The 19256-nt window shown below is 30.6% G+C and carries 21 protein-coding genes and 1 pseudogene; 11 read left to right on the forward strand and 11 right to left on the reverse strand.

Annotated elements, in window-relative coordinates; all coding sequences use genetic code 11:
- Positions 1-241 precede the first annotated feature (241 nt).
- On the reverse strand, positions 242-418 hold the full coding sequence (locus DG508_RS21030) for a hypothetical protein (RefSeq protein WP_159090821.1): 177 nt from the start codon (positions 416-418) through the stop codon (positions 242-244).
- Positions 419-888: 470 nt separating this feature from the next.
- Here DG508_RS21030 and DG508_RS21475 point away from each other — a divergent pair.
- Positions 889-975: pseudogene (locus DG508_RS21475) on the forward strand (IS200/IS605 family transposase); the annotation flags it as partial.
- Between the two features lie 278 nt (positions 976-1253).
- On the opposite strand, the gene DG508_RS13345 reads toward DG508_RS21475, so the two are convergent.
- The 8 genes from DG508_RS13345 to DG508_RS13380 all read right to left on the reverse strand — a co-directional run bounded on the left by DG508_RS13345 (position 1254) and on the right by DG508_RS13380 (position 9025).
- Complete coding sequence (locus DG508_RS13345; protein ID WP_108868630.1) at positions 1254-1613, reverse strand: cupin domain-containing protein; 360 nt, start codon at positions 1611-1613, stop codon at positions 1254-1256.
- A 219-nt stretch (positions 1614-1832) separates the two neighbouring features.
- Complete coding sequence (locus tag DG508_RS13350; RefSeq protein WP_108868631.1) at positions 1833-2915, reverse strand: serine hydrolase domain-containing protein; 1083 nt, start codon at positions 2913-2915, stop codon at positions 1833-1835.
- Positions 2916-2991: 76 nt separating this feature from the next.
- Positions 2992-4140, reverse strand: coding sequence for a helix-turn-helix domain-containing protein (locus DG508_RS13355; RefSeq protein WP_108868632.1), 1149 nt, complete (start codon positions 4138-4140; stop codon positions 2992-2994).
- Positions 4141-4246: 106 nt separating this feature from the next.
- Positions 4247-5017, reverse strand: a complete 771-nt coding sequence (locus DG508_RS13360) for a hypothetical protein (RefSeq protein WP_159090822.1) — start codon at positions 5015-5017, stop codon at positions 4247-4249.
- Positions 5018-5275: 258 nt separating this feature from the next.
- The gene (locus tag DG508_RS13365) at positions 5276-6253 is read right to left on the reverse strand and encodes a transporter family protein (RefSeq protein WP_108868634.1); all 978 of its coding nucleotides are present in this window, start codon (positions 6251-6253) and stop codon (positions 5276-5278) included.
- Between the two features lie 90 nt (positions 6254-6343).
- Positions 6344-7411: a cytochrome-c peroxidase gene (locus DG508_RS13370; protein WP_108868635.1), complete on the reverse strand. Its 1068-nt coding sequence runs from the start codon at positions 7409-7411 to the stop codon at positions 6344-6346.
- A 5-nt stretch (positions 7412-7416) separates the two neighbouring features.
- On the reverse strand, positions 7417-8277 hold the full coding sequence (locus tag DG508_RS13375; RefSeq protein ID WP_159090823.1) for an MbnP family protein: 861 nt from the start codon (positions 8275-8277) through the stop codon (positions 7417-7419).
- 370 nt (positions 8278-8647) lie between these two features.
- Positions 8648-9025 carry a hypothetical protein gene (locus tag DG508_RS13380; RefSeq protein WP_159090824.1) on the reverse strand — a complete coding sequence of 126 codons (378 nt, stop codon included), beginning with the start codon at positions 9023-9025 and terminating at the stop codon, positions 8648-8650.
- A gap of 224 nt (positions 9026-9249) precedes the next feature.
- Between DG508_RS13380 and DG508_RS13385 the strand changes: the two genes are divergently transcribed.
- From DG508_RS13385 to DG508_RS13395, 3 genes are all read left to right on the forward strand, one after another.
- Positions 9250-10068, forward strand: a complete 819-nt coding sequence (locus tag DG508_RS13385) for a LytTR family DNA-binding domain-containing protein (protein ID WP_159090825.1) — start codon at positions 9250-9252, stop codon at positions 10066-10068.
- 123 nt (positions 10069-10191) lie between these two features.
- Positions 10192-11064: an alpha/beta hydrolase gene (locus DG508_RS13390; RefSeq protein WP_108868639.1), complete on the forward strand. Its 873-nt coding sequence runs from the start codon at positions 10192-10194 to the stop codon at positions 11062-11064.
- A 77-nt stretch (positions 11065-11141) separates the two neighbouring features.
- On the forward strand, positions 11142-11531 hold the full coding sequence (locus DG508_RS13395; RefSeq protein ID WP_108868640.1) for a lipocalin-like domain-containing protein: 390 nt from the start codon (positions 11142-11144) through the stop codon (positions 11529-11531).
- A gap of 83 nt (positions 11532-11614) precedes the next feature.
- Here the strand turns inward: DG508_RS13395 and DG508_RS13400 are convergent, their stop codons facing one another.
- Entirely contained in the window at positions 11615-12046 is a 432-nt protein-coding gene (locus DG508_RS13400; RefSeq protein ID WP_108868641.1) for a hypothetical protein, read from the reverse strand.
- 699 nt (positions 12047-12745) lie between these two features.
- Entirely contained in the window at positions 12746-13816 is a 1071-nt protein-coding gene (locus tag DG508_RS13405; RefSeq protein WP_108868642.1) for an adenylate/guanylate cyclase domain-containing protein, read from the reverse strand.
- A 231-nt stretch (positions 13817-14047) separates the two neighbouring features.
- Between DG508_RS13405 and DG508_RS13410 the strand changes: the two genes are divergently transcribed.
- The 7 genes from DG508_RS13410 (at position 14048) to DG508_RS13440 (ending at position 19089) form a co-directional block, all read left to right on the forward strand.
- Positions 14048-14602, forward strand: a complete 555-nt coding sequence (locus DG508_RS13410) for a hypothetical protein (protein ID WP_108868643.1) — start codon at positions 14048-14050, stop codon at positions 14600-14602.
- Positions 14603-15015: 413 nt separating this feature from the next.
- Entirely contained in the window at positions 15016-15933 is a 918-nt protein-coding gene (locus DG508_RS13415; RefSeq protein WP_108868644.1) for an SH3 domain-containing protein, read from the forward strand.
- Positions 15934-16006: 73 nt separating this feature from the next.
- On the forward strand, positions 16007-16669 hold the full coding sequence (locus DG508_RS13420; protein WP_159090826.1) for a hypothetical protein: 663 nt from the start codon (positions 16007-16009) through the stop codon (positions 16667-16669).
- A 413-nt stretch (positions 16670-17082) separates the two neighbouring features.
- Positions 17083-17703 carry a hypothetical protein gene (locus tag DG508_RS13425; protein ID WP_108868646.1) on the forward strand — a complete coding sequence of 207 codons (621 nt, stop codon included), beginning with the start codon at positions 17083-17085 and terminating at the stop codon, positions 17701-17703.
- A gap of 218 nt (positions 17704-17921) precedes the next feature.
- The gene (locus DG508_RS13430) at positions 17922-18377 is read left to right on the forward strand and encodes a hypothetical protein (RefSeq protein ID WP_108868647.1); all 456 of its coding nucleotides are present in this window, start codon (positions 17922-17924) and stop codon (positions 18375-18377) included.
- Positions 18378-18541: 164 nt separating this feature from the next.
- The gene (locus DG508_RS13435) at positions 18542-18811 is read left to right on the forward strand and encodes a type II toxin-antitoxin system Phd/YefM family antitoxin (protein ID WP_158250536.1); all 270 of its coding nucleotides are present in this window, start codon (positions 18542-18544) and stop codon (positions 18809-18811) included.
- Positions 18811-19089 carry a Txe/YoeB family addiction module toxin gene (locus DG508_RS13440; protein ID WP_108868648.1) on the forward strand — a complete coding sequence of 93 codons (279 nt, stop codon included), beginning with the start codon at positions 18811-18813 and terminating at the stop codon, positions 19087-19089. Before DG508_RS13435 ends, DG508_RS13440 begins: the two co-directional genes overlap by 1 nt.
- The last annotated feature ends 167 nt before the right edge of the window (positions 19090-19256 follow it).

Consider the following 19256-nt stretch of genomic DNA (forward strand, 5'->3'; position numbering starts at 1 on the left):
AAATTCCATTTACGATACAAGTACCATCGGGAGTATATGCGGTAGTACTAGAAACACCCTATGGAACTGCGATTAGAAAAGTGGTTGTAGAGTAATTAAAACGGTAAAAAAAATTGTGCTTTAAGCACCTTATGATTGATCTGTATAGTTTTACAAAAACACTATAAACTTTGTTGATAATTACTAAAAAAAGCCCTTTTCAGGGCTTTTTTTAGTAAACCTTAGTATTATAAGGTGTAACTTATGAAGGACCACACCCGCTATATCTCAAACAAGATTCAAACGTATCATCATTTGTAGGATGTTGCTCATCGCAAGCATTAAATATGATGCTACAATCAGTTCCTCCTGATATAGTTCTTAGGCCATTCCTTGTTAGTGATTTAACACCTTTAATTTCTAAAATTGATTTTAACATGATTTATGGTTTTAAGAATTAATTTGTATGCTTTTTTTTAAGCCACTCATACCTTATATGGCTATTTTTGCGCAAAAAAAATATTGTATATCATAAAGTTAGTGAATGCCTAACTTTTTTGAAATACATTGGAGTCAGTATTTATAAATATTGACTTATCAATTTATAAATTTCACCTTGTGTTATAAGTGTATATGTAAACAGATATTCGATGATAAAAATATCCAACCAGTTTGTTTCTCTGCAATCAATATCGATAGCTTTTTTTATAAATTAAAAATAAGACTTAATGATCTTTTGAGTATTCTGTAATTTTCTTTAAAATATTTTTATAAGATTAAGGAGGAGAGGTAAAGAAATAATTATAAACAGAAGCTTGTAGCTGTTTTTTTTATTGGTCTCAAGAATAGTTAAAAATATGTGTCTTAGCGCATTTGATTTTAGCTTCTAAAAATCGTTACCTTTGTTTTATGCCAGAACAAAGATCAAATGGTCATCGTGTTTCAAGATTAAGTGTTCATCTAGTTTGGAGCACCAAGTATGGTTATCATATTTTGATGTTAGTATTTATGATTTACAGAGAGATATGGTTAAAGAATTCACGAATGTATCAAGGCGAAAGAATATAGATGTTTCTGAGTTGTTATTTGGACTATATGTTGCAAAAATTCGTCAAAAAGAATGGATTAAAAGATTTGTTATAAACAGGTGAAATAAACACATTTTTCAAATTAAAATATGATTAAGAACAACCAGTTTTATAAGACTGGTTGTTTTGTTTTAAAGAGTTTTCCTAGGATTTCATAAAGGACATTATCTCAGAAAGACTATAAACTTAATATGATTGCTCTTCAATTGATTTGGTAATTGCAGATTCAATTTCTCCTGTATGCTTTGTTGTTTTAGTTTCTATCAACATAATTGAGCATTCATTTACAGAAGAGACTCTATGATTAATCCCTTTTGGCACCACATACATATCTCCGTTTGTCATTGTTATAGGGGCTTCATTTTCAATTTCCATTAAAAGACTCCCTTCTAGTATATAAAATAATTCATCCTCGTTCTCATGACTATGCCAAGGGATTTCTTCTCCTTTGATTTTGGCAATCTTTACATATTGATCATTGACTTCTGCCACTATTTTTGGAGAGAAATAGTTTTTTACATCTTTGAATTGTTCTTTTATATTCATCTGACTTCTCTTTTTTTATATGATTAAATCATAAGTTTTCAACTCAAATTTACTTTAAAATTCTGATGCTTATATTTAAATTTTAATAAAAAAAGAAGAGAACACCAATCATTGACTATAGAAAGTGATGCAAATCAATATTTGCAATTTGATTTCCCTTGGTATTTTATTGATAAAAGATTTTGTTTGATTGAATACCTAGTTTTATAAGTGAGATCATCAAAACAGAGTTTTCCAAATAGTTTTAAATTCCTTTAGGTTATCAGCACTCAAATCTTCATTTGCCATTAGGATTTGCCCTTTATTGGTCTTGGGGTCAAACATCATAAAAGCAGATGCCCCCAAATCTGAACCTGTGTGGCCTATTTTTCCTGATTTGAAATAAGTGATAAATATTCCAGAATTTGGCTCTTTGAGACTAATGTTTTTGATTGCATTATTAGTATTGAAATTCTTGGTATAAAATTCACTCCATGATTCTTGGGTAAGTAATTTACTAGTCCCATTATATCCTTTTATGAGTTCAATTAGGTAAAGAGACAGATCTTGGATAGTTGTTTTTAAGCTTCCATCAGGATAGGTTACACAAGAGTAAGGAGGTAAAGGATTATCTTTCTCATCATATAACACACTGTGATGAGTCGTATTTATATCCTTATAAAACCATCCTGTATTATGCATGCCGAGGGGAGTGAAAATATGTTCTTTTGTAAACTCATAAAAGGATTTGTCACTGGCTTTTTCAATTATATACGCTGCCAGTGCTGCTCCTATATTAGAATATTGATAAGTTGTTCCTGCTTTTTGTTTCGAGAAACTTTTTTTTACATTTTTTGTATTGTGGTTAAGGTGTTCATATAAATAGTTTTTTAACGGTGTTTTAGGGTGAATATCATAACTATATGCAGATTCATATATTTTTTTATTATCAATAATCCCAGAGGTATGAGTAGCCAAATGTCGTAATGTAATTACGTTTGAACTGTCAAAATATGGATTTTCAATGGTGAAATTGAGGTATTCATTTATGTTTTTATCCAAATCGACTAGTCCTTTTTCTTTGGCTATCATCAAAGCAATCCCGATAAATGTTTTACTCACAGAACCTATCGGTTGGATGGTGTTTCTTGAATAGTTAATTTTTTTTTCACGATTTGCCAGTCCAAATGTTTCGATCTTAAGAATACTATCGCTGTTTACAAGAGAAGTAGCATAACCAGTAAATTTATCATCTTGTCCTATACTGTTTTGTATAATGAAAAGAGAAAAAAGGAAGGTTGCTATAAGTTTGTTGATTTTCATAGTTTTATTTTTTTTAATGTTGATACAAATAACTATGAAAATCACATGCCAAGCGTTCCAATGGTTCTATTGGTACTTATTTATCAGAAGGTTGTAGCGAGGATTTGTATTGAGAAGGGGATAGTCCTGTTTCTTTTTTAAAGATGCGATTAAAACTGGTTTTGGATTTAAAACCAGATTCATAAGCAATTCCCAGAAGTGTGATATTGTCAAATTTTGGGGATTTCATTTTTTTTTTCACAGATTCAACACGATATTTATTTACATAGTCATAAAAGGTGGTATTGAGGTATTGATTTAAAAAGGCAGAAAGCTTTTTGTCTGAAATAGAAATAGCATCAGCCAAGACGCTCAAAGTAAGATCTTCTTCTAGGTATTTTTTGTCTGTAGACATTACGTTTTCTAATAGCAGTTTTAGGTGCTGTAGTTCCTTGTTATTTACAGTAGATAAATAATCTGTTTTCTTTACTTTTTTATCTTTTTCTGTGGGAGTATTTATTAAAAAATTGGGCAATAATATTTTTGATTGATTAACACCGTAATAGCCTAGGTATCCTAAGTATATAATTACAGGAACAAATGTTAAGTAATCTGTTTCAAAATTTAATTCTCCAAAAATAAATTCATATAGTATAGATGTTATATCAAAACATAAAATAATTAATACTCCTATAAGCATTCGTTTTACCCAACCAAAATCATTTTCTGAAATAGTTGAGAAATTAGCTTTCATTGCATTTTTATAAATGTAAGACGAGTGTAGAGAAAGGAGGGTGTAAAAAATAAAATAAAATAGAAGTACAATAACAATCAGATCACTATGATCATTAAAAACTGATAAATATTCAAAGATAAATCCTCTCTTAATGATTGAAATTACAAAAGGAATTGATATACATAATAAATAGAGTAGGGCAGGGATAAAATGAACAAAATACTTTTTTATTAGTTTCTTTTCTTTTTCAAATAGGGATTTGATATAAAGAAAAATCAAGGGACCCATAAAAATTTCAATAATACTATTTCCTATAAAAGTTAGTATATATAAACTTCTTAATTTGTGTATTTGTGCATACCCATGAATAATGTATAATAAGGTTATAGAAAAGAATAATAAAAGTAATTTCTGAGGTAGTTCTCTGGTCTTTGATTTTATCAATAATAGTATTATCAGCGTATTAATGACAATCCCTGTAGTTAAAAAAAAGACAATTATTAAATTCATGAGTTATAAGGAAAAACGAATGATCTACTACTTGATTAAGAAATTAAAGGATAAATATACTATTTAGATGGTTTTATATAACAATCAAGTTGATTATCAAAAAACATTATTTGTAAGCAGTATACAGTACAATAATTCCTTCGTTATTAATATCGGTTGGGCGCACATTTTGTCCATTATTGGTAATAGTTCCGTTAGTATAAGTAACATTAACCGTAAAACCGTCTGTATTAAAAGAAGTTACAGCACCTGAAATAATACCTAAGGAGAGACCATTTTGATCCCCATACCGTAACCCTATTGAATTGGAATTAGAAGCATAACGAGAAATATCATTAATAGAATTACCATGTCCGCCCACATAAATGACTTGTTGGGTAATAGAACCACCATCTTGACGAGCAAACCCATTCATAGTACCAAAAGAGTTGCGTATTCCTCGGTCATTATTGTTGGTGCCATTATCACTATTAATATTGAAATTTTCTACATTAGCATGTGCTACAAAAGTAATAGAAGTAGGCTGAAAAGGAAGACCGTTGACATTTACAGCTCCAGCAGCAGATATTTGAAATGCCCCTACATATGTATCTGTGTTATTAGAACCTGATATTTCTTGCCACCCTGTACTTGTATACTTATAAAGCCTTTCTACATCCGTATCATATACCAAAGAACCTTCTATAACGCTAGTAATACCATTACGTTCTGTGGTAGTGGCAGAAGGAATGACCATTAAAGAATTGGCATCAATTTGCGCAAATGCCTTTATACTACTACAGAAAGCAAATACCAAAATAAAACTTCTGATCATAAATGATCTAAGTAACGTATGTTGAAAATACTTTGATAGTATAAAAACCTTTTTGGAAATCATGATATATGGGGATTTGGGTGAAAAACACTTAAAAAAAGTATAGTATATAGTAAATACTCCTTTATTTTAAATTAGTATGATAAAAATAGTAATTTGTTGATTGTAAAAAAAATCATTGAGGTGCTGATCTAAATAAAAAAACTCTCAAGTTTTTAAAAGTATACTTGAGAGTTTTAGATTATTTTTTGATGTTGAAAAAAACTAGTAAACTCTTTTTAAATCAGTTGATAAATAGAGTTGGTAGCTATTTTTACAAAATCAATTAAAACTATATTTGCGTTTCTTTTTCTTTGCAAAATGATACAAGAGTCCGATAGAGAATCTGGTATCGGTTTCAATAGTAGAAATCGCATCACTATTGTAATTCTGTTGCAAAGGGCTTTGAACTAATGCATTGAGTGAGAAACTTTTCCAGTTTATTTGCATGCCTACTGTTCCTAAAGTAGCATTACCACCAGTATTGAATTTTTGTATGCCATCATCATCATGTTTATCTGCGGCTTCAAACAAAGCTCCTGTAAACGGAGAAATAACTCCATTTTTTATAGGAATGGTATAAAATAAATACCCGCTAGTATTAAATTGATTTCCGAAAAGGTACTCATCAGAGTTGCGAGTATTTATTTTGTAAGAAGCCTCTGCATTCAACCCCCAACGCCCCATACTAATCGTATAATTAGAAGAAAGTAAAAAATCAAAACTCCCAGTTCCTACCTGAAAGTTACGATTCACGATCTCTCCACGATCAGAACGATCAAATTTACCTGTAGGAAATTTTAAACCACCCCCTATAAGTAACGTTTGTTTGATTGCATTTGTAGAAGGGGCAGCAACCTCTTCTTTTTTTGATTCTTTCTTCTCTAATACATTATAAAACAAGAGAAGGCTAGGGTCACCGATTCCATTAAACTGCAAACTTTGCATGCTACCATTCATATCATTGTTGATATAAGGTACAATAGCATGTAGTTGTAATTTATTAGAAAGTATATACCTACCTAATAATTCTGTACGTATAAATGTATCACTAGAATACTCATCCTGTAGTAAATTACTGTTATACTTTATAGAGGCACTAAAAGCCGCTTGGGTATATCGTAAACCAATATAATGTGTATTAGTACCAGCAAGAAGTCCAAAAGATAATCCGCTAAGTTGACACCCACAAATATCACATGCCATGATATTAGGTATTGTTACTATAGATAAGAGTAATAGTATAATATTTTTTTTCATCTATTTAAAATTTTACAAACCGTTGATCATCATGTTGAAAATATGCCGGTTGGTATTGATTTTTATCTATTAAATGCCCATTATGGGCTTTCATATCGGATTATTAAATTTTGGATCTGTTAAAAAAGTTTCATCAGTAAGAGTTTTTAGAAAAGCAATAATATCTGCCTGTTCACTTTCTGTCAAAGCAATTCCTAATTGATTATTTTCTGTTTTTAACATAGCATCCAAAGTTTCAGAATTTTTGACTCCATTTGCATAATGCTGTAATACCTCTTCGAGTGTATCAAAATTAGCATTGTGCATATAAGGGCCTGTTACCTCTATATTGCGCAGAGTAGGAACCCTGAATTTACCGATATCACTATTTGACTCTGTAATTAAAGCACGACCATTATCAGAAAATGTATCAGAGATACCGTTATTTCTAAAAGATTGATCGGTAAAAAGTGAACCGCTGTGACAAGAAGAACATTTTTCATCAAAAAGGAGCATCCCTTTTTGTTCACTTTCTGTAAAAGTCACATTGTTTTCTTGTCTTTGGTACTGATCATATTTAGAATCATTAGAGATCATCAACAGCATATATTGTGAGAATGCTTGTAATATTCTAGGAGATGTAATGCTATCTACATCAAAGGCTTCTTTAAAAAGTTGACGATATTCATCATTACGATTTAATTTTTCAACAACGTTTTTCATAGTTTCTCCCATCTCTATATCAGATTCTAGCGCATTAATAGGCACAAAATCTAGGTGGGTAACACCCCCATCCCAGAAGAATTCTTTTCTGAAAGCCATATTAAAAAGAGGGGGCGCATTACGATTACCTGCTTGGCTATTTATTCCTATACTCATAGGATGTACAGGAGAATCTGCAAAACCACGGGATTGTTGATGACAATTATTGCAAGAAATACTACCATCTGCAGACAGACGAGGATCAAAAAAAAGCTTCCTCCCTAATTCAAAACCTTTTTGAGTAATAGGATTATTCTGAGTAGTATACTTAATTTCGGGAAACCCCTCTGGTTGTATCAGTTCATACGTGTCAGTGTCAAGCACTTCATCATTTCCTCCATCATTGCTACAGGAAATAAAAAGCAAGCATATCCAGTATATAGATACCAGATATGCATAATTGCTATGTATATTCATACTTTTTATTGATGAACGTGGCTATATGAAAATACCTGATCCAATACATCGGCAAATTGTTTTCCTAAAATAGGAGCATGCACAGAGTATGTGGTAGAAAAATCAACAGACGATGTGTCAAAAAGAGCTTTTGCATTGGCTAATAAGTGAATACTAGGTTCTTGGCTTTCTGCTACAGTTACATCGCTATCAAAGTTGAGAGTAATAGTTTTTATATTATTCACAAACTTTGGTGTTTCACCTTCTAGTGGAGTAATATCTCTCCATCCTCCAATATGAATAGCAAAAGATTTTTCAGGAATTACAAACCCATCTATTTCATTATGTGCCTGGCTAGAGGTACTAGCATGTCCTTCTATGGCAAAACCTATATAACCAGCATTCCAGTTCCAGAACCAAGCTCCTGCGGCAGGATCTAAAACTCCACCAGCAGCACCTTCTTTTACACCTTCTTCAGGGATTCCTACAGTAAAGGTTATTTTATTATATTTTCCTACAGGAACATTTTGTAAAATAGTAGCCGCCGATGCAAAATCACCTTCTTTTATATGATAGACTCCCTTTGCATCTGCTGCAGAGATAGAAACTTCATCTTCAAAACGTTCTCCATTAGGCCCTTCTAGGATTATATTGGTTATATAATATCCAAAAGCAGTTATGTTGAAATCCTGATTATCCGCAGTCTTGTAGCCATACTCCAGATTTTGTTTTTCTACAATATTCATGTCTTTTTGCCCAACAATATTATCCCATTTGATCTTTATAGTACTCACAGCATCTTTATTAGATGCACCATCATCATCACTACTACAGCTTATGGCAAAAAAGGCAAAAGTTAATACGATTAATTTTATAGTTGACTTCATTTTTAAATATGGTATTATAGGTGTACAATTCATTGTATACCAGTATGAGAGCAATTCTTTTTTTAGAGAATACTCATCAATGTTATTATTAGATAGATATTTGTTATCCCATTTTAATATTGAAACCAGGCGCATAGAAATTAAATTTATTAGCGCTTTTTCAAAATTAAAATGATATTCATTCAATGTCATGATCAAGAAAATGCATAACTTTTATAGATAGGCATGTATAAAATCAATTTGAACCAATTTTTATAACCGATTATTCAATTGAAATTATCATTCATGCAAGGCATTGAATATATGTTGGCAGCAGAATTATAATCTTTTATGAGGATTTAATTACAGCAACCAAAAAATAAAAAGAAGACTATATAAATTCTGGAGGGTGTTCTATAGTATTGGTATATAAAAAATTATAGGTGAATGAATATGAGGTAAAAACCATTCTTTCACCAGAAGTAATTATATTATTTTCGATATCAATATCTTGTTTCTGAAAATATAAAGGAAGAAAGGATTCTGAAATTCTAAAACTAGTTGCCTTATTATCAGAAGTATTTTTCTCTTTCAGCTTACTCATTAAATAACACTTTCCGTTACATTGTAGTCTAGGACGTTCTTTATTGACACAGTAATTTTCTATAATGTAATCCAGATTGAGTTGATAATAAAAAAAAGGAGCCATCTCCATCACTGGTCTTAGTGTGAAAGTTACTAGTAGTAAGAAAGAAAATACTATACGCACCCGTATTTTTTATACAAAAATACAAAGCTTTTTTTGTCTGAGTAACAAGAGAAGGGTGATTTTTTTAAAAAGATAGTTCAGTTTTGTTATTTTTTGATTTTAAGTAACTCATAAGTATTGTTTTATGGGGCTAGATGATGAAATGGCACAATCAGAGGACTTTATAAGTATTTATCTGTGGTAATGACTATTTTTGGGTTTAGTAAATAATGATAAAGGCTTCTATGTTACTAAACACTTCCTTTCCTTTTACCACATCGTATAGAGTTCATATACTGATAGGTATAACTGTGGGTTCTTTGCTGGGATTTATTCTAATTGTTTTACAGCCGTTTAATATCAATAATTTTGATCATTCTTATAAAGAAATATTATTTATGGGATTCGGACTTATAAAATTTGTGAATTATATGGGAGCTCATTTTGTAGAAAATTATTTTTATAAAAGGAAAAAAACATGGGTCTTGTGGAACGAAGTTATGTTTCTTCTCCTCTCATCACTATCAGGAGCTATTTTTGGGTATCTGTACTTAGATATAGTTTTTGAGAAACAGCCATTATCACTATTCAGGTTATTACTTTTTTGCTCCTATATCGTTTTGCCTGTTTTGCCATTAATTATTTTCCCAAAATTAGTATTACGTTATTTTTTTAGTAAAAACTCAATACAAGATTCCCAAGAGATTATTGATAATGATCAAGATAAGGCGATTGAGAATATAACATTGGTAGGTGATAATCATAAAGATGAGTTTACGATTCCTAGAGAACAACTATTATATGTGAAATCAGTAGATAATTATGTAATGGTTTTTTATAAGAGTGATACAATTCAAAGTGTAATGTTACGGGGTAAATTATCAGCTATTTTGACACAAGCACCGTTTTTGATACAACCACATCGCTCCTACTTGATTAATCCCAAACATGTCTTTGTGATAAAAGGAAACTCTCAAAAAGCTACATTGATTTCAAAAGAGATAGAAGAAGCCATTCCCATTGCGAGAACCTCATACAAAACAATAAAAAACGTATTCAATTAGTCCCTTTTGCATAGACAATTCATACCAAAACCATTCTGTTAATCACTAAAATTACCGACTAATCACTTAATTTTTTTACTCAAAGAAAGAACTCTTTAGTTTATGTCATCAAAATAATAAGACATGAAAAAAGTGATTAAGATTACAAGTTGGACTTTATTAATTATAGTACTATCAGTTTTTGGATTCGGAATTTACAAATACCAAACTGATGCTATGATACGAGCGATGATTCAGGAAGATGAATCAAAGCTATATTATTACCCATCAAAAGAAATGGCATCATTAGAATCATTTAATTACTCAGAATATAAATTACAGGTAGAAGACTCTATAACAATTTATACCTATCATTTTAAACCATCAATCAAACATAGAGGAAATGTATTTTATATTCATGGAGCAGGAGGCAATGCAACGGTAAGTGCAGGTTTGATCAAGCCACTAGTAGATAATGGTTTTTCTGTGTATGCGGTAGATTGGCGAGGGTATGGTAAATCCAAAGGAAAACCAAATTATAAAGGAGTTTTAAAAGATACCGAAGTAGCTTTTGAAGATTTTATAAGTAAAACTCAAAACGATACTCTCAAAACCATAGTATATGGTATGTCGTTAGGTGGGCAATTGGCAATAAAAATCACAAAAGATAACCAAGATAGAGTGGATGCTTTGGTTCTTGATAGTAGTTTTGAATCTGCACAAAAAATAGCGATTGATTATGCACCTTTTGAGTTTATAAAGAACAAGCATAGAAACCACCCCGAAAAATTTAATCAAGATTACGTTGGGGTTAGAGATATAAAGCATATACATAATATGCCAAAATTGATTATTCATAGTAGACATGATCAAGGAGTACCTATCAGTCATGGTAGAAACCTATTTGAGAAAGCAAAAGAGCCTAAAGTGTTTTGGGAAACTGATAGCCCACACATAATGACACTTAGAGATTACCCCAAAGAAGCGATTACACGTATTACCGAATTAATACAATAGTTTTGTGAGTTAATAGAGAGTTTATATTTTTGAGGTTACATAAACTCTCTATCAACTAACAAAAAAAGAATGTACAAATGAGAATTATAGTAGCTTCAGTAATCGTAATATTTTTATCATTTGGTTTTACAACCATCCATAAGCGAAAAAAGATAGTAGGGTATTGGGAAATATATAAGGTCGAGGTAGGAAGTGATAGAACTATAGAGAGTCGGAATAAATATATTATTTTACATGAGGATGGAAGGTTAGAAGGAGGACGAATCGGAAGAGTACCTAAGAAAAAAGGAGCTTGGAAATATGATCGAAAAAATAATATACTCACATTGTCATCTGAGAAAAAAAATAAAGATGATGGAGATTATGGTATTTTGCAATTAGATCATTCTCAAATGAAAATCAAAAAAGATTCTGTATCTGTTTTTTTAGAAAAAATGGATAAAAACCCCTTGGAAACAAAAGATTAATAAGGTTTTTTTAAAAAATTACTCACGTTGTGTCTTAGTACCGTAATAAGGTCACAATTACCTAATGTAGTGTTTTGTGATTCTTACTTTTTTTTCAATGTAATTCCTCTGCCTCCAAAAAGATGAATAGCTATTGCATTAAATTCATCTTGAACAGTTTGTATATCTATATGATATTTGACTCCTATTTGTTTTAGTGATTTGTTTACTTTTAGATTTTTATCAATTGCAATTCCTGCCATTATAAAAACTACAATTACAATAATCCCAACAATACAAAGCTCTACTGTTTTTATAGCATCATAAGTGTTGTAATCAAAGCTTTTTCCAGCTATAAAAATATTGTGTACAAGAAAAAGTACAGCAATAAATATAAAAGGTATTTTTACATAACTTTCTATGGCAACAGATTTACTGTATAAAGTGAGTATATCTTCTAACTCACCAGAGGGTACATTATCTACAATGTGCATTTTTAGATCTTTATTTTCTTCTGTTTTATTACTATAAGCCATGTTATTAAGCGTTGTATTGATTGAGTTAATTTTCTTTTTAATCTTTCTTGTTCATTACTTTTTGATATAGACTGTATTGCCTTTATATTGTATAGATAGTATGATTTAAAAATATAACAGTATATAGGTGTATGTTGTGAGGACGTATAATGTTACGTAACGATCTCTCCCTTTTTTTAGGGAGATAAAAAAACTTTTATAATTCACGGGTTTTTACGTGGTTTTTATAGCGCTAAAATCTTTAACTTTAATATTGTAAATATTTAATAACTAGTAAATTGAATAATCATGTGCGCATTAGCAAACTCTAATGACTTAAAAAATGGATACCTCACACTAGGATCACAAACTCCATCTGGGCAAGATGTGATAAAGCACTCGTCGATTTGAATTATCGTCTGCGAAATACAGAAAATGTATACGTTACAGGGGGCTTTATGGCCACAAGGAGGTTCATGGAACCCCACATGACCATGGTAACTCTAGCTCAGGATTTAGCAGATAAACTGGTACCATAAAAAAGTGATAAGAAACAAGAAAAAGCCCTTGATTATATAGAATAGCGAGGTATGATAATAAGCAGAACATTGTAAGGATATTGATTTTTAAAATCAATACTTAATTGTTATTTATTAGTAGGGCGATATCTTTAATTGGGAGAGTCGCCCTAATTTTTATATCGTTATAAAAGCAATGTATTTACCGTTTTTTTAACACCTTATACATAGAAGTATAATTTTCTTTACCTCTTAGTTTTTGCTCCTCTATGTTTTCAAAAATATAGCCTTTTACATTACAAACATACTCATAGGTTGCCCCCGAAATCATAAAAGGAGTGTTCTGTATATTGCATTGTTCCTGAATTCTGGCAGCAATATTCAATGTATCCCCATGATAGGCAATCTCTCGTTTCAGGCTACCCACCTCGACGACAGTAACCATACCAAGATCCATTCCTGCTTTAAAATAGGGGATGGTACCATAGGTTGTCTGATAATACTCAGACCTTAGCTTTAATTGATTGCTAAAAGCATAGTAAGCCTTTAGGCAATGAGCAATAGATTGGTTTTTTTTAATTCTCCAGGTTAAAACCACTTCATCACCAACATATTGGTACACTTCAGCCTTATGTTTTTCGACCACAGATAAATCAAAAAAACAATCTTGAATAAAACTACTATATTTTATATGTCCTAGGTTTTCGGCAATAGAAGTAGAAGATTTTAGATCTAGAAACATAAAAACTCGCAGCTCTTCGCGAGGATTGTAAAACCTACCTGTTATAAGTTTTATCAAATTACCATCTCCTAGTAATTTATTGATCTGTATGATAATAACAATGATACTATTTGTTGCAATCGAGTAAAATAAGTTGATAATAGTAATAGGATTCTTTAAGAAATCGGTAAAGGAAAGGATTGAGTACAATTCATTTATGGAGATGTATAGATAGATCAATAAATAGATGATTAACATAACCAGAATATGAATAAGAACCCCTCTGAAAATTAATTCTCTAAAGGATGTTTTTTTGGTAATAGATGACTCATTTAGATATTGAGCACTACCAAATGTGAGTCCAGCAAACAAAGAAATAAAGATTAAGAAAAATATAGGAAGTACCGTCAATGTAGGTAGGTCTATATCAATTAATTCAAGATGAGAGTTGACACTGACACCTCTTATGATCTCCCAAATAAGAGAAGAAATAATCCATCCTATTGTAAATATAGAGACAGTACGTAACCACTTAGAATTCATTGATGCCATAATTAAATAGGAATCACGAAAATACAAAAACTAGGAGTCACAGGATTTTTTAATAGGTGAAAAATTCATGAATTGTGAGCCTTATATTTTTTCTTAAAAAAAGCTGTCTTTGAACAATGTAACAATAAATAAAGTTCTTTTTTGTTACTATAATTATCTTAAAAAGAGGTAGAAACCCAAAAGGTGTTCTGAAAACTCTTATTTTTGAGTACACACAAACCGACTTAAGTAATGCATGACTCACAACAAATCAATGAGCTACTAGAATCTGTTTTTAATCATGATGTCAAGGTAAAGCTCAACTCACTAGACGATCCCAAGCGACATAAAGACAACGTGCCAGTATATCAGCAAATGCTGATGACTATGGTGCGAATAGGGCATGAAGCTATAGAAAGAGAAAATTACAACCCCTCTATTCTACTATTGGATGCAGACGAAAAAATAATTTGTAATGACCGTTTTGAAATCCTACTTACAGAAAATGCAAACGCATCAGAGAATGCAGATATTACAATAGATCTAATATACGATTACTGTGATGCTAATAGTTTGTATTATGTTTTTCCTAGTAGCCCAGATTATTATGATGGAGTAATATTTTCTGAACATTTTGAGGTTCCTACACAAATTGACGATTTGAATTATGAAGATTATTATGATATACTATTTCAGATTATTCAAATAAATAGAAATAAAGAATGGTTTCCTAAAGATATAAACTGTGGTCTAACACTTCATGCCATTGATTTTGAAAATAAAATATGGCGAATAAAAGAGTTTTGATACCTGATGATTACTATCCTCTCTGGGTATCTTGAGAACCGTAATAACGTAATAGTTGAATTTCAAATAACGAACACCAAGCACTAAATCCCAAAGTTTTCTCACCAATAACTAATATCAAAATATACAATGGGTAGAGATACGTATTTAGGTATAATGTTTTATTAACCTTTATGGTTGGTTTCTATAATAGGTATGATAAATAAAATAGTGGTATTTTTATTCAGAATATAGGTATAGTTACTATCGTGACTATAGTTGATTGTAGCATTCATTGCGGAGCCCACTCAAAAATAAAAAATAGCATTTTAATCGAGTATAAAACTGAATAAATTACATTAAACTCTCATTCAAATTGAGGATGAAAGCCATAACGAAATCTTAATCTCGTTTTAAAAAAAAAGCACTTTAACATGGAAAAACAATGTGTAATTCTAATATTTCTTATTTTCAGTACTCATTATAATGTATGGACTCAAAATCAATTAAAAAGCAAAGCTTATTACACTGTTACTGCCCCAAGTGGCCTTACAGTTAGGAGTAAACCTTCAATTGATGGTGAAAAATTAGGGAAATTTCCTCCAGGAGAACATCTAGAACTTATAAAAAATACAGAGAAAGTTTTATCTATTGTAGATAATGGTTTATCTGTAAATGGAAATTGGTTCAAAGTAAAGAGAATGAACCATAGTTGGGACAAAAAACCTGCATTAACAGGTTATGTGTTTAGCGGATATTTACTGAAAAATGAAAGTAGACCTAGTAATCCTTCTGATGCTATCACAATTGAAAAATCAACACTAAATTTTAAAAATTTTAACCTTACCTTTTATTTTTATGAAATTGATAATCGTTATGAAGGTCATAATGTTGTAAAAAAAGATACGATGTATGTTTATGAAGATGTATTTAATGATTTAAGCGATAAATTAATTCATATTAAACCTAAAGTAAAAATAGATAATGTTGAATTATTTTACACCTTTAAAGAAAAGGTTTGGGAATATAACGGTGATGAATCTAATTCAAAAGAGCCTTATAAATGGGAAGGGAATAGTCCATTTAAAAAACTATCACTGGCAAAGAAAATGATTCTATTTCCAAAAATAGAATATGAAAAAGTAGAAACTTCCAGACAGGTCAATTTAAAATTAAGAGATACTTTAGTGCACTACCCAGGAGAAATGGGAGGAACAACAGCCACTATGAGCTATAATGGAAGACCATGTGTGCATTTTATATCTGATGTTATTTTAAAAATAGTTTTGCATCATAGTAACGGCACTACAGAAATTAAATATATTAACATCAACTTGTCTTATGGGTGCTAGTAATTTAAAATTTCTTAAGATGCCATTTGTTTAGCGCTAGCTGTCAGGTAAAAAAATAAAAACTATATAATTAATGAAGTCATACCATATAATTTTTAATTCAGAGTATCTTGATAAAATGCAGATTGACAAGGAACACCCAACTTGCAGTATAAAAAATCAAAATGATACAGAGTATTTATTTGGAGGCAGTTTAAATGACGAATCTGACAAAAATTTAAATCATTTAATCACATTATTTCCTATTCCTAACGAAATTGAAATCTATAACGTATCAAAACTTACTCTTGCAATTGACTTTGAATTGTTTTTCAATAGTTTGTTATGTGATAAGTATTTATATTATCAACACGACGTTGAAGGGTACCCAACTTTATTTACAAAGGATATTACTGTATCAAATGAATATGACAAAAAACCAATAATTGAAACTAAAGTTAAGCTAGGAGAAACTCCCCTTGAATGGTCAAATCAAGAATGGGAAGATGGAAATAATAACAAAATTGGTGGAGTCCCAACTTGGGTGCAAGAACCTGAATATTTGAATTGTCCTTGCTGTAAAGAAAAAATGATGTTCTTAATGCATTTAAATAGTGACTTACCAGTAAATGAACCAGTGCAATTACATGATGGGCTAATTTACAAAGACACAATTATGTTTGGAAATGGAGGGATTTGCTATGTTTATTGGTGTGATAAAGATAGAATTAGTGGGTATTTATGGCAATCAACATAAAAAATACTGGCTATCAGGTTTGGTGATTACCCAAAAATATAGAATTTAAAACCAATTTTGCCAAATCATTGATTTGACTTTTAATGATGAGTAAATCAAAAACAAAATAAAAAGTTTGACTATAAGCTTACCACTTCTTTATTCAACCATTGTGAAGAGTAGTTGATTTACTACAGAAATTAAAATAATCAAATAAACACTGAATACAGTGTAATGTGATAGAATAACTGTTTTTAGCTTTATCTGGTCTATAATTCTAAAGCATAAATACAGTGAATACTATTATTAGAATAAAAATTCAAGCGAATTAAAAAAGTCAACTAGACTATGAAAAAAGAATAGAAAAAACTTTAAACCACTTCATTACCCCGATTTATATACCTAATATTATCTAGCATAAAATACCAGTCAAAATGAACACTAAAACCTTTTTAATAATAATAATTTGCCTTTCTATAATCCAGTCATGCAAAACAACCAAAACCAGTGTAAAAAGTGATGCCACAGACATAGAGGCTGTATATGTGTACCAAAATGGGAAAGAAAAAAGAATCATAGGAGAAGACTCTAAAATATCAATTGAGGCAAACAAATTTTCAGTAAGATTTAATAATAAACCTTACAATGCTCAAAATGAAGAGCGATACTCAGCTCAGGTAACAGCTTTTTTAAATAAAGAGGAGTTATTAAAAATCAAATCAGGTATGCCAAAATCAGAAACCAACTGTTTTACACCAGGAACAGGCATGGCACCAAACCAAAGTGGTAGATATGAATCCTTGATATTTGGTAATGATAGACACCACTACTTAGTCTATAAAAATTCAGAAAGTAAGCGACTTAAACTGCTCAACAAATCAAACCATTTTATGACCCTAGAATTTGAAATAGATGGGGTATACTATAACGGTAAAGAAGAAAAAATGGCAACAACAGATCTCGGTGAATTTTATTTAGCAATTTTGATTGATAGAAATTTGAATGGTATAATTGACAAAGGAGAACTAAAAAAAATAACGATACGTATAAAATAAAAAACATAACATTATATCATAGATAATACGGGTTTGTGGATTAATCAAAAATAATCACTTACGTCTTGTTCCATCCATTATATATTATCTAAAAATTTCTTAAATACAATTCTGTATTCAGGCCTCTAATCTTTGAGAAAAACCATATATTCAATTCTCAAAGACTTGGTCTATATTTTTAGAGAGTCTAAAGTTGTAACCAATTAAAGAATATACAAATGAAAAAGACTTCTATACAAAATCCCGTTGGTACAAATTTATTCCTTGTACTATTAATTTTACTAATTTGTATTTCTTGCAATGATAAGAACGTTGAGGATTTAAATCCAATGGAAGGAGTATGGGAACTAAGCCACTTCTATCACCTTGCGAATGGAGATACCCTAATTACAGATACAGCCAAAGTGCAACACAAAATCTACCTAAATGGCCATGTAATTTGGAATACTGATCCAGCCCCAGATTCTTCAGAGTGGCATGGATATGGCACGTATACCTATAAAAATGATACCGTTATAGAAATCCTAACCTCAATGTCAAAATCAATGAAGAGTGATAATAACAAGTATGTCATTCCTATAGAACATAGTAATAACTCCTACAAACAAGTAAATACCTATAGAAACAACGATACCATTTATCAGAATATTGAGATTTATAAAAAATTAGATTAAATCTAAAATAATAGTATTTTTATTCTAAATAAATAAGGAGTATAGTTATTATAGTAACTATATTTTTTATAGCCAACAAGCAGAAAAACTCTTGATTTGGAAAATTGGCATATATTTTGTACATTTCAATGTACGTTTTTATGTACAATTTAAAAACAATCACTATGAGAGCAATTACAATTTCAACTTTAAGAAAAAGCATTAAGAAACATTTTGACTATGTTTCAAAATCCTCTGAGGTTATCGTAGTTCCACGAAGTAAAGGGAAAGACGCTGTTGTTATAATGTCCATAAAGGAGTATAATTCGTTAAAAGAAACTGGGCACTTATTATCTACAAAAGCTAATAGAACCAGATTAATGGAATCAATCGAGCAACTTGAGAAAGGTCAAATTGTCTCTTTTAATGAAGACGAAATTGAATTAGCTCATTAATGAACATTGAATTTACTACTCACGGTTGGGAAGAATTTACTTATTGGTTAGAAAATGATGTAGATACTGCATTAAAAGTAAAAGAGTTAATAAAAGCAATTAAACAAAATCCATTTAAAGGAATAGGTAAACCAGAGCCTTTAAAATATAGCCTTAAAGGGTTTTGGTCAAGGAGAATAACTGGAGAACATAGACTTGTCTATAAAGTTTCAGGTAAAAAAGGGATTGATCAAAAATGTTCAATAGTTCAATGCAGATTCCATTATGATGACAGATAATGCCAGTTGCTAACAAGATATAAACGGCATTAAAACGACCGTTTATACTAAACGTTGGTGTGCCACGAAGTGGCATACATCCAGTAGGTGTAAATCCTACCAGAGCAATTACCTGTTCACTCTGAAGATACATGGACAGTAAGTTTCGTGAGGGACTCGCTGAAGCT

The organism is Aquimarina aquimarini, from assembly GCF_900299535.1.
Lineage (GTDB): Bacteria > Bacteroidota > Bacteroidia > Flavobacteriales > Flavobacteriaceae > Aquimarina > Aquimarina aquimarini.